Source organism: Paraliomyxa miuraensis, from assembly GCF_026337845.1.
Taxonomy (GTDB): Bacteria; Myxococcota_A; Polyangia; order Nannocystales; family Nannocystaceae; genus Paraliomyxa; species Paraliomyxa miuraensis.
Map to the genome: position 1 here is coordinate 66,843 of NZ_JAOVZF010000139.1, position 14,806 is coordinate 81,648.

General features: G+C 68.1%; 9 protein-coding genes. 7 read left to right on the forward strand and 2 right to left on the reverse strand.

Annotated elements, in window-relative coordinates; genetic code table 11:
- Nucleotides 1–3: 3 nt before the first annotated feature.
- On the reverse strand, nt 4–3,804 hold the full coding sequence (locus OEB96_RS07790; protein ID WP_266214837.1) for a serine/threonine-protein kinase: 3,801 nt from the start codon (nt 3,802–3,804) through the stop codon (nt 4–6).
- Nucleotide 3,805: 1 nt separating this feature from the next.
- Nucleotides 3,806–4,612 carry a sigma-70 RNA polymerase sigma factor region 4 domain-containing protein gene (locus OEB96_RS07795; RefSeq protein ID WP_266214838.1) on the reverse strand — a complete coding sequence of 269 codons (807 nt, stop codon included), beginning with the start codon at nt 4,610–4,612 and terminating at the stop codon, nt 3,806–3,808.
- A 292-nt stretch (nt 4,613–4,904) separates the two neighbouring features.
- Between OEB96_RS07795 and OEB96_RS07800 the strand changes: the two genes are divergently transcribed.
- The 7 genes from OEB96_RS07800 to OEB96_RS07830 all read left to right on the forward strand — a co-directional run bounded on the left by OEB96_RS07800 (nt 4,905) and on the right by OEB96_RS07830 (nt 14,800).
- A complete protein-coding gene (locus tag OEB96_RS07800) occupies nt 4,905–7,580 on the forward strand; it encodes a serine/threonine-protein kinase (protein ID WP_266214839.1) in 2,676 nt (891 codons plus the stop codon).
- A 30-nt stretch (nt 7,581–7,610) separates the two neighbouring features.
- Nucleotides 7,611–8,711, forward strand: a complete 1,101-nt coding sequence (locus tag OEB96_RS07805; protein ID WP_266214840.1) for a hypothetical protein — start codon at nt 7,611–7,613, stop codon at nt 8,709–8,711.
- A gap of 92 nt (nt 8,712–8,803) precedes the next feature.
- Nucleotides 8,804–10,297 (forward strand): hypothetical protein, encoded by a 1,494-nt coding sequence (locus OEB96_RS07810; protein ID WP_266214841.1) that lies wholly within the window; start codon nt 8,804–8,806, stop codon nt 10,295–10,297.
- A gap of 42 nt (nt 10,298–10,339) precedes the next feature.
- Nucleotides 10,340–11,389, forward strand: a complete 1,050-nt coding sequence (locus OEB96_RS07815) for a formylglycine-generating enzyme family protein (RefSeq protein ID WP_266214842.1) — start codon at nt 10,340–10,342, stop codon at nt 11,387–11,389.
- Between the two features lie 190 nt (nt 11,390–11,579).
- Complete coding sequence (locus OEB96_RS07820) at nt 11,580–12,287, forward strand: Crp/Fnr family transcriptional regulator (protein ID WP_266214843.1); 708 nt, start codon at nt 11,580–11,582, stop codon at nt 12,285–12,287.
- A gap of 7 nt (nt 12,288–12,294) precedes the next feature.
- Nucleotides 12,295–13,833, forward strand: a complete 1,539-nt coding sequence (locus tag OEB96_RS07825) for a S41 family peptidase (protein ID WP_266214844.1) — start codon at nt 12,295–12,297, stop codon at nt 13,831–13,833.
- Nucleotides 13,834–13,900: 67 nt separating this feature from the next.
- Nucleotides 13,901–14,800, forward strand: a complete 900-nt coding sequence (locus OEB96_RS07830; protein WP_266214845.1) for a hypothetical protein — start codon at nt 13,901–13,903, stop codon at nt 14,798–14,800.
- Nucleotides 14,801–14,806 lie beyond the last annotated feature (6 nt).

Sequence of the window (14,806 nt, forward strand, 5' to 3'; positions counted from 1 at the left end):
ACCTCACCGGGTGCTCACGAGGTCCGCCGCGACATCGAAGCCCGGCACGAGCACGTTCGCCACGCGGCTCGGCGCGATGATGGCTTCTGCGCTCATCGTCTCCGTGGCTCTGGCAACGAGCTCGCGACCGCCAGCATCCGCGAGTAGATGCCCCCGCACGAGCTGGGCGCAACAGGCGTAGAGCACCATGGATCGAGCACGCAACTCCTGCTCCGCCACGTTGAGTTCCTCGATCGCAGCCGGCACTTGGCTGCACTGGGCGAGTACGCCCGCTTGGATCAAGCGGGCCAATGTCGACGCCCACGGCAACCGCTCCCTTCGTACCCTCCGCACAATCGCTTCGGCGTGCTGCAGCAGTTTCTCACGCTCTCGACCGTCTCGACGCGAGGCCAACGCGAGTGCGCATCGTCCCCGCAGAAGCCATGACTCGTTGCGCATGTACTCGATACGTAGCAAGTACGACCTGCGCATCATGGGCCAGGTCGAGCAGACATCGTTCCACGCCGCAGCGGGGTCGTCGCGGTACAGTGCGATATGGGCTCGTGCCACGAGGTCTTCTTGTCCTTGCAACAGGAAATCACGGTCCTTGGCCCACCCCTTCATCGCTTCCTGCCTGCTCGCATCGGCAGCATCGGGGTCGTCCTGGATGAGCCATATGAAGTTCGGCAGTCCGGTCTGGAATGCGGTCCACGCGTAGCGCTCGCCCCGGCCGGCCGCCTCGCGTAGTAGTCCCGGGATGGACTCACACATCTCGCGGGTACGACCGAGATAGAAGCGCGACCACATCCAAAACGTTCGCACCGTCGTCAGGAGCCATGAAGCGTCGCGACAGCGCGTGCTGAGCTGCTCGACAGCACGTTGTGCGAAGTCGCACGACTGTCTCCACTCTGCGGCCAAATACGCCACCAGCGAACGAACGGAGACCAAGAACGCCTGAGCTTCCGGCGAATTCAAGCGATCAGCGAGCTCCGCGGCCTTGCCGAGGATCTCTTCCACCTCGGACCGTGTACGTATTCCGTCGAGTGCACGGTGGCCGGCCTCCAGGGTCAATGCGCGCGCCACTCGAGTCGGCTCCCCGGTTTCCAGCGCCATCATGAGGTGACGAGCCTGAAACTCCGTAGCAATGAAGGTATCGAACATGCTCAAGCCAAAGCCAGCCGACCAGCAAATGTCGATCCGCTTTAGCTTCTCAGGAGCGATCTGATTCTCATGACGCTCTCGGAACGCCAGGCCCCGCAGGCGTACGTGGGCACGGCGGTAGACGAGAGCGAGGAGGGCCGACCGGTGGCTTCGTGGCAGGCTCATGCCAATCGAGCGCAGCACTTCCCGCAGCACGGTCACGCCACTCTCCAGGTGCCCGGCCTGGAGCCGACAGTCGGCCACGCGTCGCCGGTACTCCAAGGCACTCGTGGGGTCGGCGACCTCGGAGGCCTGGTGGTAGACCTCGGCCGCTTCGGTCAGGCGCCCGCCGTTCGCGAGCGCGTCGGCGAGCTTTCGCAGCAGGTCGGGGTTCCTGGTGGTCGCCTGCCCGCCGAGCTCCATGGCCCGGCGGTACGCTCGAGCGGCGCGATCGAAGGCGACCGCGGCGACCGCTCGGTCACCTGCTTCGACCGCGTAGCGAAATGCCTGCGCGTTGGCGCCCGCGCCGGCCCAATGAATGGCGAGCTGCTCGGGTTCCCGCTCCTCGCTCCGCTCGAGCGCGGCCGCCAGCGCAGCATGCCCGCTCGCACGAGCAACCGGGTCGAGCGCCTCCCACATCACCTCGCGGACGCGATCATGGTACGTCTCGAGGGCCATCGTGCCCCCGCGGATGGGTAGCGATCGTAGGAGGCTCGCGACGCGCAAGACTCCAACCGCCTTGGCGAATTCCTCCGGGGACCCCGCGGCACGCGCAAGTACTTTCTGACTGATCGGACCGCCAGCGATGACGCAGAGCTCCAGAATGCGCCGCGGGTATGAGTCGAGCGCGGAGATGCGAGCCGCGATGACGTCCTCCAGTCGCAAGCCTTCGATGCTACGCCCGAGCTGCTGGACACCGCGTACGAGCTCGAGCAGGAGCAACGGGTGACCACCGCTCTCCGCTGCCAGCGCATGTGCATTTCCCGGCGAGTCGTGGTGCTCGAGCAGTAGCTTGGCCAACTCGATACCCTCGGTGGGCGACAGTGGATTCACTTCGATGATCTGAGCCATGCTCGGTTGCTTGCCCGCAAGCTCGTTGAGCCAAGGCGGTGCGTCGACGGCATCCACGCGCGCCGTGACGAGCAGCAGCAACGAGGGGGACCGGGGGGGGCGCATGACGTGCACGAGCAGCGCCAAGCTGTCGGCATCCGTCCACTGGAAGTCGTCGATCCAGATGACCAGCCGACGGACCCTGGCCACGCGGCTCACGAGGTCTCGAAAGGCACCGAAGGCCCGGACACGCAGTTGCTGCGGATCGGGAATCAGCTCCGCTTCGCTGAGCGGCAGCGGGAAGAAGCGACGAAGCGACGGGAACATGTGGCCCAGGTGAGTTACGCCACCGGGCCTGACCGCTCGTAGGTCGTCGTCCTCGAGTCTCCCGAGGTAGCGCGCAAGCACGTCGATGACGCCGTCCAGGGCCTTGAATGGGACTGACTCCCGCTCGTGGCACCTTCCGCGCAGCACGACTGCGCCCTGGTCGAGCTCTACTCGATCGCAGAACTCTCGTGCAAGCGCGGTCTTTCCCATGCCGGAGTCGCCACGAATGATCACGATCGCGGCACCATCGTCCTCGAGTCTTCTCAAGCTCGACAGTAGCCGCTCGATCTCGTGATGCCGGCCGATGAACGGTGTCGAGTTCGTGGACGGGACGTCGGTCGGACCCCTGGATTCGAGCACTCCCAAGCTCCGCAGGATCTCCGCTTCCTTCGGTCGCTCGTCGGGCGACACCGAGAGCAGGCGCATGCACAGGTGTTCGAGGTCCGCAGGGGCTCCTGGGGTGACTTCCGACGGGAAGGGAGGAACGGTGCCATGCTTCGCCAGGATCACATCGATGCCAGTTCCTTCGTGCGGCCGCCGGCCCGTCAATGCCTCGAACAACAGCACACCGAACGAGTACCAATCGCTCTGTGCCGTCACTTGACCACCGGAAGTCTGCTCCGGGGCCATGTATGCCGCCGTGCCGGCGGGTGGCTCGTCGTGCGTGAAGGCGTCGATGTCGCTCACTAGGCCGAAGTCCAGCACTACGAGCCGATCGTTTCGATCGACGAGGATGTTGGATGGCTTGACGTCTCGGTGGACCTTGCCCGCGGAGTGCAGTGCGCGGAGCCCGGCCGCGAGTTGCCGAAGCGCTGCTCGTAGCCGAGCCTCGTCGAACGAGGCTCCTTCCAAGTGATTCGGGCGCACGTAGTCGAGAAAGTTTGCGCCCTCGATCAACTCCATGGTGAAGAACCAAGAGCCGGAGTACTCGAAGAGCTCACCGAGACGGACGAGATTGGGGTGCTCGACGTCCCTGAGCATACGGAACTCGGACTTGAGCCGGATCACGGCGCGATGGTCTCGTATGCGCACCGTCTTGAGCGCCACGACCCGGCCAGTTTCCTGATCCCGCGCGCGCCACACCACTCCCATGCCGCCACGTCCTACGCAGCCCTCCAGGGAGAACCGAGGTGGTAGGGCAAGATCGGGCTCATCTTCCCCGACGGACTCGAAGACGGACCAAGAGCTCAGACCAGCACGGCAGTTGGTGCAGCCTCGCAAGTGTGAGATCAGTGCCGCCCGCTCGATCTCGGAGAGGGTCTCGCGAGCCAGATCGTCGATGAGCACCAGCGCAGTGTCACAGTCCATCCTATGGCTCTCTCTCGCGACCGTCTTGAAAGGCTCGCCGGAGGGATTCCTTGGCCGCATCCACGGTACGCCGTGCTCGTTCGGCGCTACCGAGCGCGAGACGGCGGGCGATTTCCCCATCTCCGTACCCTTGGGCCCAGAGCTCGAGTGCCGCTCGATAGCGCAAGCGTGCGTACGCATGCTCGAGCAATCCACGAGCTTGTTCCACGTTTCGTACCTGTAAGCGCTCGGCGATCTCCTCGATGGGTCCCCCCTCTTCGGCCAACACCGCAGCCATGCGCAATCGCGACGGAATCGACTCGTCTAGGTACTCGAGGAGGCGATTGACGGTCAGGCGCGCGGTCGCACCATCCCGTGCGTTCGCAATGGAAGAGTGGAGGCTGACCAACCGTCGCCAGCGCTCGTTGCCATCTTCTGAGTTGGTCTTCACATCAGGACGATGGCGAATATAGTCGGGATGACGGCGCAGTACGTCGATCTGCGTATGCTTGAGGACTCGCCAGAGCCAAGCCCGGAACCGCTCCGATCTCATCGATTCGTCCATGTCGACCTTCTGATGGTCGAAGAATACGCGAAGCTTTCGATAATCGGAGACTTGTAGACGTTCCCACAACAAAGTCAGCGAATCTTGACGCAAGTCCTCGCTACGCGCGAACGGGATCAAGAAGGAGTGCTTGCGGAGCCGCTGGATGCAGAGCGGTGCGATGGCCTCCCAAAAGTCGCCCCAGGCACGATCGTCCGCCTTGGCTACGACATCGGCGGCCAAGCGCACGATCTGGAACCACGATGTCTCATCTTGCGCGCACATGCACCAAATTGTGGCTCCAATGGTGAGCATCGTAGTCCAATCGGGTCAACACGTCGAGGCTTCCCTTGACATACCTGCGCGGCACGAGTGTCGGATGCTGAACGCCGTTCGTCGTGTGAGTCTTCGCACGCTCGCCCTGCGTGGTGCTTGGGTTTCGGGTGGACGTTTCCATTCATGTACGGGAAGTGAATTCGTGCCGAGGTTGGCACGAGGTCCGCCGGGTCCGTGTGACATCGGACGGGAGACTTGCCGTGTGCAACTGAGCAATTGCCTAGCACACCGTCGCGTCACAATGTCTGCACCTTTTGCCCTCCCCGTCGTCGGCGAGCTCGTCGACGAACGCTACCGGATCGTCTCCTTGCTCGGTCAGGGAGGCATGGGGGCGGTCTACGTGGCCGAGCAGGTCGCCCTGCGCCGCGAGGTCGCCCTCAAGGTGCTCCAGCAGGGCCTGGCCTACGACGAGTCGAGCGCGCGCCGGTTCGAACGGGAAGCGCGAGCCGCATCGAGGATCCGCCATCCCAACGTGGTGGAGGTCTACGACTTCGGCAAGCTGCCCTCGGGCTGCTTCTACTATGTGATGGAGCGGCTCGAGGGGGAGGACCTCTCACGATTGCTCGCACGAACGGGGCGGTTCGGCTGGCCTCGCGCCCAGGCGCTGCTCGTGCAGATCGTGCGGGCGCTCGCGGCGGCTCATGAGCAGGGGATCGTCCACCGTGACATCAAGCCCTCCAACTGCTTCCTCGTGGCGCCGCGGCGCCGCGGCGATCCGGACGTGATGAAGCTGCTCGATTTCGGAATCGCCAAGACCGATTCCGGGGCGGGGGAGACGGTCGCGCTCACGGGGGCGGCCGACGTGGTGGGCACGGCGCTCTACATGGCACCCGAGCAGGCCATGGGCCAGCCGGTCGATGCGCGCACCGACGTCTATGCGCTCGGTGTGGTGATGTTCGAGATGCTCACGGGTCGAGTGCCGTTCTCGGCTCCCACCGGGGTCCAGGTGCTGGTGCTGCATGCCCAGCAGCCTCCACCGCCGCCGCGAACGATCGAGCCCAGCATCTTCCCGGCCGTGGAGGGGATCATCCTGCGCGCACTGGCCAAGGATCCGAGCGCACGGTTCCAGTCGATGGAGGAATTCGAGGCCGCGCTCGCGGCGGTGGGACCGAACGGCGCCTCCACGATGCGGCTGGCACTGGTTCCGAGCGCGGTGGATGGCACGGAGATCTTCGAGCCGATCGTGGCGGCGAGCTCCTCGACCGCCGGGGCCACTGCGATCACGCCGCGTCCGGGGCCGGCCTCGTCGCAGCGCATGCCCAAGACGGAGATCCTCACGGCGAGCGCGTCGGCCACGATGAGCGTGCCCGGCTCGACGGGCACCGATCCTGGCACCGTCATGGCCTCCACTGGGCAGACGACCGCGACTCGGCCGGCCCTCGACGAGCGGGCGAGCACGGACGCCGGCTCGTATGGGACCTTGGTTTACTCGCCGCCGAGTCTCGCCGCAGCCCCGCGACGATGGTGGCCAAGAGCGGCTGCAGGGCTCGTCGTGGTGGGCGTGAGCGTCGGGGCAAGCTACGGGCTCGTGCTCGCGACGAGCCCCCAGGCCCCCGAGCTCGACGCGAGTCATGACGACGCGCAGCGCCCCACCGAGGTTTCGCGCTCGAGTGGCCCGAGCCCGGTGTCGTTCGGATCGGAGCCCCGGCCCGACGATGGAGGTGGCATCGACGTGTCGATCCACGTCGACCCCGAGGTGGCCAAGTCCTCCGGGCCACCGAGACCGCAGACCGCAGCCGAGCAAGTCGCAGCGCTCGCACGCCGGGGCACGCTGCCGCCGCGCGCCTGGCTCGAGGCTTCCGGCTCGTTCGCGGGCCGGATCACTGCCGCTGGTCCGGATGCCGCACCCGTCGGTGGCGCTCGGGTCTGTGCGTGGGTCCTCGACCCCGAGGCGCCCTCGGAGCTGCGGCGCATCCCCACCTGCGCGCGATCGGATCGACGGGGGCAGTATGCGCTGAAGGAGCTGGTGCCGAGCTATTACGGCTTGACCGCCTCGGCCGAGGGCTTTGCTCCGGCCCACCACGCCACCGAGGTCTTGGTCCTGGCACCTGGCGAGTCGCGCACCGAGCTCGACCTCGCGATGCGCAGCGGCGGCGGAAAGCTGGTCGGGCACGTGCGCGACCAGGCCGGCAAGGCGCTTCGCGGCGCGAGCGTGCACGTGGGCACGGAGTCGCGACCGGTCGCCCAGGCGGTGACCGATGACCGCGGTGCGTTCGCGGTGTGGGTCGACGACGGGCGCTATCGCGTGGGGGCCTCGGCCAAGCGCCACGGCCCGGTCACGCTCGAGGAGGCGTCGACGAAGGTACCCGTCGAGCTGGTGCTAGTGCGCGAGGCGGTGTGGGCGGGGAGGATCCTGTGGCAGGACACCGACGAGCCGGTCGACGGCGTGAGCGTGCGGGTGGGCGACGAGCTGGCCTACTCCGACCGCGAAGGTCGCGTGCGGCTCTCCGGTCTCGCCGCGGGGCGGCACGAGGCGAGGCTCGACGTTCCCGGGGCGAGCGAGCACGTGACCACGTCGCTGGCGCTCGATCCAGGGAGGACGCTCGCGGCGACGATCCGGGTGCCGCGGGCGATCGTGCCGCCTGAGCCTGAGCCGCTGCCCGAGCCCGAGCCGCTGCCGGAGCCGGCGCCGCTGCCGGAGCCCGCGGCTGCATCGCCGCCACCGCCAACCAAGAATACGCCGCCCACGGATGCCGAGCTCCGCAAGAAGCTCGCGCGCAAGATCAAGGCCAAGTGCGCGCCCGAGATGGTGGGCGAGGCGGTGACCGTGCTGTTCGAGGTCACGCGGAGCGGTGAGGTCAAGCACCTCACCACCGAGCAACGAAACGCCGCGGGAGCGTGTGCCAAGCGGCAGATCGTCGGCACTCGCTTCCGGCCGCGGGAGCGTGCGACGAGCCTCGAGATCGAGGTGGAGTGAGCCGTCATGCGTCGTGCAATACCGGACTCCGTGTCACTGACGTCGATGGTCGCAGTGGTGACGCTCGCGGGCATGGTGGCGGCCCCCTGCGCACGCGCTGCTCCGGACCCGTTCGAGGTGGAGGTCGCCGACGGTCGAGCGCCGCGGGAGTCGGGCAACGAGCTGATGGCGCAGGGCGAGGCGTACCGGGCCGCAGGCAATCACGTGGAGGCGGCGCGTGCGTATGCGGCGGCCTTCGATGCGCTCGCCCAGCGCGCTCGGCCCGACGCGGACGAGAGGCTCGCGTTCAACCTCGCGGTGGACGAGTTGGTGCTCGCCCAGGAGGCGGATCCCGAGAACCTCGCGCTGCTGGAAGAAGAGGTTGCGCTGATCGAGCGCCATGAGGCACGGCACGGGGCTGTGTCACCTGGGCTGGCCAAGGAGCTCGCGCGGGTGACGGACAGGCTCGAGGAACTGCAGCCGAAGGAAGAGACCGCGAGCGCCGAGCCGACCGAGCACGCGCCTGGCCCCGAAGCAGGCGTCGATGACGACGACCCGCTCGCTCTCCCGCCGTATCCACCCGCGCCGCCGAGCGGCAAGCACCTCGTCCGGGCGGGGATCATCATCACCTCCTCGGCCGTGCTGCTTCGGGGCGCGTCGGCCCTCAACTGTGTGTCCAATGACGCGGACGCAGCGGTCGACTGTGACATCGGCTTGCTGTACGGCGTGACCTACGGTGCGATCGGTACCTTGGTCGGGATGGGCTTGCTCGGTGGAGGGGCTGCACGGAGGGGGAAGCGGCTCGCGCACGGGGACGTCCTTCGTGGCGGAACGAGCATCACTCCGCGTGAGCAGCTGGGCTGGGGGTTGTTCGGGGTCGGCACGGCATGGTGGGTCATATCGAGAGGCATCGCATTGGCGATCCTCTTCGGCGGGACCCGAGCGGACGGCCCCGCATCGATCATGGATGGGGTGGGCTGGTTCACGAGCGTTCCCGTTGCCGCCGTGGGCTTGGCGCTCGCGCTCCATGGCCGTGCGTACCGCAAGAACCGGACCAAGTTCGAGCAGCATCACCGCCCGAAGGTCGTGATGCAGCCTTCGCTCTCGTTGTTTCCCGGCGGCGGCACCGTGGTGGTGTCGGGCCGCTTCTGAGCACGGTGGGCACCGACATCGGGATCGAGGCGGAGCGAGCCGTCATGCGTCGTCCAGTTCCAATTCGCTCGTCTCTCACATCGATGGTCGTCGTGGTGACGCTCGCGGGCATGGTGGCGGCTCCCTGCGCACGCGCAGCGCCGGGCCCGTTCGACGAGGTGGAGGTCGCCGACGATCGAGCGCCGCGGGAGTCGGCCACCGAGCTGATGGCGCAGGGCGAGGCGTACCGGGCCGCAGGCAACCACGTGGAGGCGGCGCGTGCGTATGCGGCGGCTTTCGATGCGCTCGCCCAGCGCGCTCGGCCCGACGCGGACGAGAGGCTCGCGTTCAACCTCGCGGTGGACGAGTTGGTGCTCGCCCAGGAGGCGGATCCCGAGAACCTCGCGCTGCTGGAAGAAGAGGTTGCGCTGATCGAGCGCCATGAGGCACGGCACGGGGCTGTGTCACCTGGGCTGGCCAAGGAGCTCGCGCGGGTGACGGACAGGCTCGAGGAACTGCAGCCGAAGGAAGAGACCGCGAGCGCCGAGCCGACCGAGCCGGCCGAGCCGGATTCCGGAGCGGTCCAGACGTCCGAGCCAGAGCCCGACGAGCCGATCGATGACGAGCACGCGCTGGCCGAGCCGCCACGATCGCGTCCCGGGCTCGAATGGGCAAAGGTAGGCTCCGGGACCGCCGCCTTCGTTGGAGGCATCGGTCTCGTGGGTGTCGGCGCGTGGACGTTCGGTGCCGTCGATGCGTGGCACGACCAGCAACTCACCGCGCTGGAGATCGACCAGTACCCGGACGAAGACGGCCTTCGCGAACAATTGGACCGGTGGCATCGGCGTGAGCGCAGCATCGCGGCCGGGCTCGTCGTGGGGGGAGCGGCGCTCGCAGGCGTGGGCGTGGGCCTCACGAGCTGGGGTGCATGGCGGCTGCGACGACAACGGCGAGCGATGAACACCATCGCGACGGGTCCCAGCCCCAAGCCGTACCCACCCGAGCCGCCGAGCGGCAAGCCGCTCTTCTGGACGGGGCTCGCCCTCACCGGCTCGGCGGTGGTGGTTCGGAGCGCCCTGGTCTTCATCTGTAGGGAAACCGAAGGCTACTGCAACTCCTCCGACGGCGCGGGCGCAGAGGTCGGCGTGCCCGCCGTAGCGATCGGGGCATGGGTCGGGATGGGACTGCTCGGCGGCGGGGCGGCGCGGAGCGGGACGTGGCTCGCCCATGACGACGTCCGCCTTGGCAGGACGAGCATCACCCCGCGGGCGTGGTTGGGCTGGGCGTTGTTCGGCTCCGGGATGGCATGGTGGACCGCATCGAGGGCCATCGCCGCCGTGGTGTTCTTTCGCGATGACTTCCTCGTGTACGGCAAGAACGTGAACGTAACGCGCTCCCCCGAGTGGCTGGTGGCCCAGGTGGGCTGGTCCACCGGCATCCCCATCGCCGCCACGGGCCTGGCGCTCGCGCTCCACAGCCGTGCGTATCGCAGGGGCCGGTCGGGATTCGAGCGCTACCGCCAGCCGCACCGACCGAAGGTCGCGATCCAGCCCTCGCTCTCGCTCCTTCCCGGCGGCGGCGCCTTGTCGCTCTCGGGCTGCTTCTGAGCAGGGACAGTCGATGTCGAAACGCAAACGATGGAGTCGAGCATGGAGGAAGGACGGATTTGGATGTTCGTGGGCGTGGTCTCGGTCACGGGATGCCTGGAGTACCCGCATCCGTTGCCTGCCCCCGTGGCCGAAACGAGCAGCGAAACGAGCACGAGCAGCGACACGAGCACGAGCAGCGGCACGATCGCCGACTCGACGACGGACGCGACCTCCACCGGCCCCATCGCCGAGTGTGGCAATGGCGAGGTCGAGGACGGCGAGGAGTGCGACGGCACCGACTGGAACGGAGCGACGTGCGAGAGCGTCGGGTTCGGCCTGGGGCAGTTGGCGTGCGCGAGCTGCCAGTTCGATGTCTCCCGGTGTGGGCCTCCGCTGGGGATGGTCGAGGTGCCGGGCGGGGTGTTCGAGATGGGCTCGACCCAGCAGTCGAACGAGCAGCCGATCCGCCAAGTGCACGTCGATGCGTTCTGGATCGACGAGACGGAGGTGACGGTGGAGGCCTATGCCGCGTGTGTGGATGCCGGCGCATGCAGTGAGCCGGGCACGAGCGCCAACTGCAACTGGAAGGTCGTGGGGCGTGAAGACCACCCGGTCAACTGCCTGACCTGGTTTCAGGCCGACAGCCATTGCCGGTGGGCCGATGATGGGACGAAGCGGCTGCCGACCGAAGCAGAGTGGGAGAAGGCAGCGCGGGGAACGGACGGGCGGGAGTACCCATGGGGTGACACGCCCACGGCGAGCTGTACCCATGCCGTGATGAGCGCTGGTGGCACCTCCTACTACGGCTGCGGGGCTGGCAGGACGTGGTTGGCGGGAAGCAGGCCGCTCGGGGTCTCTCCATACGGGGCGCACGACATGGCCGGCAACGTGCGGGAGTGGACGGCCGACTGGTACGGGGGCCAGTACGACCCCGCCGACCTGGTCGACCCAGCGGGCCCGGACACCGGCACCTCACGGGTGCAGCGCGGCGGTGCGTGGACCAATACCGCCCCGCCTCTTCGGACGACCGCTCGGAGCAGCAGCGGACCTGGCTCTTCCAGCAATGCCGTCGGATTCCGCTGCGCCAGGACACCGCCCGCCCCCCCGTAGCCGGCCGGCACGGATGACGCTCGCGGCCTCCGTCACTCGCCGGGCTCGAACCGTATCGAACCCAGTCATTTCAACGACTTGAAGCCCCGTCCCCCGCCCCCCGCAAGCGTTCCTCCGACCCGCTCACTCCCGGCGCCGCTTGCGGCGTGAGCGGTCGCATGTCCCTCGCCCAACGGGTATGCTCCGCGCCATGCCAGTCGACGCCGCCGAGGCCGAGCTCATCGCCAAGTCGCTCAAGCGATGGGCTGGCTGGGACAAGATTCCCGACGAGGTCATGAACGAGATGTGCCGCAACGCCGAGCTCATCGAGATCAAGCGCAAGCGATCCGTGTTCCGGCGCGACGAGCCCGGCCCCGGGCTATTCCTCGTGAAGTCTGGGGAGTTCAAGCTCAGCCTCATCTCGAGCGAGGGCCGCGAGCAGATCCTCTATCTGGCGGAGCCGGGCAAGCTCATCGGCGAGGGCTTCCTCCCCGGCGACGTGCGTGCCGCGGCCTCGGCCTTCGCGATGGTCGATTCCGAGATCTGGCGCTTCGACACCAACGAGGTGGTCAGGCTCATCGCTCGGTCCGAGGAGCTGGCGTTTGCGCTCATGCGGCAAATGGCCTTCCGGGCCAACCGCCTCATCGACCTCGTGCTCGACCTGTCGCTGCGCTCGGTGGAGCGACGCCTGGCCTCCTTCTTGTTCACGCTGGCGGTGCGCAACGGCGCCGAGCAGGGCACGCCCTGCGTGATCCCGCGCCAGCTCGACATGAACACGGTTGCCGCGCGTCTGGGCACGGTCCGCGAGGAGATCTCGCGCGCGCTCAACCGTATGCAGCGCAACGGAATCCTCAGCCTCAGTCGACAAGAGATCGTCGTCCTCGATCTCGGTGCGCTCGAGCGCGTCACCTACGAGTGACCGGGGAGTGACCGTCCCGTCTCCTGGCCGCTCGAGCCGCTCGAGAAGCGTCGGCTGGATCGCTTGCTTCCGCCTGGCGACGGCGGGCCTCGGCCTGTTGTCGTGCAAGGAACCCGAGGCCACCGGGGATGCAAGGGCCGCTCCGGCCGCCGCGACCACCCCCGACGTGCCCCCGCCCGAGTGCCACGACTGGTCCACCCTCGACCTGTCCGAGGTGCCGCCGCTGGTCGAGGGGGCGCAAGCGCCCCTGCTCGACGAGGTCTGGCGCACGGTGCTCGAGAAGCACTTCGATCCGACCCTGGGCTGCTTGCAGTGGGACGAGCTGCGCGAGGTCTACGCGCAGAAGGTGGCCAAGGCCTCCTCCGACGCGGAGGCCTACGCGCACATCAATGCCATGCTCGACGAGCTGGGGCAGAGCCACCTGCGCCTGTTCCCCCCCTCGCGCAACGAGGAGTCGATGGGCCCTGCCTCGCCCGCGCTCACGGTGCGCTGGATCGAGGATCAGCTCGTGGTGGTGGAGAGCCGTGCCGATGGCCCGCAGGGGCCCGTGCATGCGGGGGCCACCCTGCTCGCGATCGACGACGAACCGGTCGGTCGCCTCGTCGAGCGCGTCCGCGGCCGCACCGAGCCCAACGCCCTTGCCCTGGAGGTGAGCCGGGCCGTCGCGGTGCGCCTCTCGTGCGAGCGCGCGGGCATGACCCACAAGCTCAAGGTCACCGATCCGACCAAGTCACCGACCAAACCACCAGCCAAGCCGGACGATGGAGTCGAGCCGCAGCCGCAGCCGCAGCCGCATCTGGCGATCCGCATCGTGCCGTGCCTGCCCCCCGAGGGCGAGCGCGTGACCCTGGGGAACCTTCGCGACATCCCCACCCGGGTCGAGCACCGCATGCTCGACGGTGACGTGGGCTTGCTCGCCTTCAACGTGTGGATGCTTCCCATGGTCCAGGAGGTCACCCGCGCGATGGCCGAGATGCGGGGCGAGGGCATGCGGGGCCTGGTGATCGATCTGCGCGGCAATCCCGGCGGAGTGGGCACGATGGTGGTGCCCGTGGCCCGCCTCCTGCTGCGCGAGGACGGCAGCCTGGGCACGCTGCGCTTTCGGGACTTCGAGCAGAAGCTCGCCGTCGACGGCCAGCCTCAGGCCTTCGATGGTCCAGTCGCGGTGCTCGTCGACGAAGGCACCGCCAGCGCGTCCGAGCTGTTCGTGGTGGGCCTGCACGATCTGGGGCGCATCACCGTGGTGGGCGCACACCCCTCGGCGGGGGCCGCGTTGCCCTCGCTGATCGAGGAACTCCACGGCGGCGCCCTCTTGCAGTACGTCGTGGCCGACTTCGTTTCACCCAAGGGCACCGTGGTCGAGGGCAAGGGCGTCGTGCCCGACGTGCCCGTGGTCGAGACCCGCGAGGACTTCGCCGCCGGGCGCGACCCCGTGCTCGAGGCCGCGCAGCGCCATGTGGTGGGCGCCTTGGGCCCACCTCCGACGCTTGCCGATCCCGCTTCCCCGGCGCCCCCGGATGGGTCCAGCCCATCCCCCACTCCCTGAGCGCCGGCCGCCAAGCGCCGCTCTGGTCGGGTGGGGGCTCGCCCTGGTACGCTGCTCGCTAGTGCTCGTGTACCGACGCCCTTGGGTCTGGATCGGTCCCGTGCTGTGGGCCTTGGCCGGCAGCCCGTCTTGTACCAAGAGCGATTCCGCTCCAGCCAAGGACGAAGGTGGTTCGAAGGCCTCGCTCGAGGCGGACGACGGAACTCCTGCCGCTGCGGCCGAGGCCACCCCGGCGCTGCCCGAGGCCCAGGGGGTCCTCGATCGCGCGACCGAGGCCATGGGAGGCAAGGCCGCCATCGCCCGCGTCCAGAGCTTCCACTATCGCGGCACCATCGACATGGTCGGCCACAACATCCACGGAGATCTGGAGATCTGGTGGGAGGCCGGCGACTTCTACATGGAGCAGAAGGTCCCCGGCATCGGCACGATGCGCGCGGGCAAGCGTGGGGACGAGATCTGGGCCGAGGACCCCATCCACGGGCGTCGCCGGCTCTTCGGGGTGGAGGCCGAGCAACATGCATGGGCCAGCAGCGTGCTGCTGGCCGCCGAGTGGAAGCGCTACTTCGAGCGCGCCCAGACGGTGGCCGAGCGCACCGTGGACGGCAAGCGCATCTACGACGTTCGGCTCGAGTCCGGCTCGGGCCTGGAGGTCGTGATGAGCTTCGACGCCGAGTCGGGTCTGCAGGTCGGACAGGGGTTCGAGCAGGTCACGCCCATGGGCAAGCAGCCGTTCGAGGTGCGCTTCGAGGACTATCGCGACGTCGACGGCATCAAGCTGGCCTACCGCCAGGTCATCGACGCCAAGATCCAGCAGGTGGTGCAGGAGATCACGGAGGTCGAGATCAACCCGGCGATCGACGAGAGCCGCTTCGCCATGCCGCGCGGCGAGGGGGTCGACGTGGTCGTCGCACCCGATGCCCCGCCCGAGGATGCCCCCGAGAACGGAGCCGAGCCGGGACCGAGCTGAGTGCCC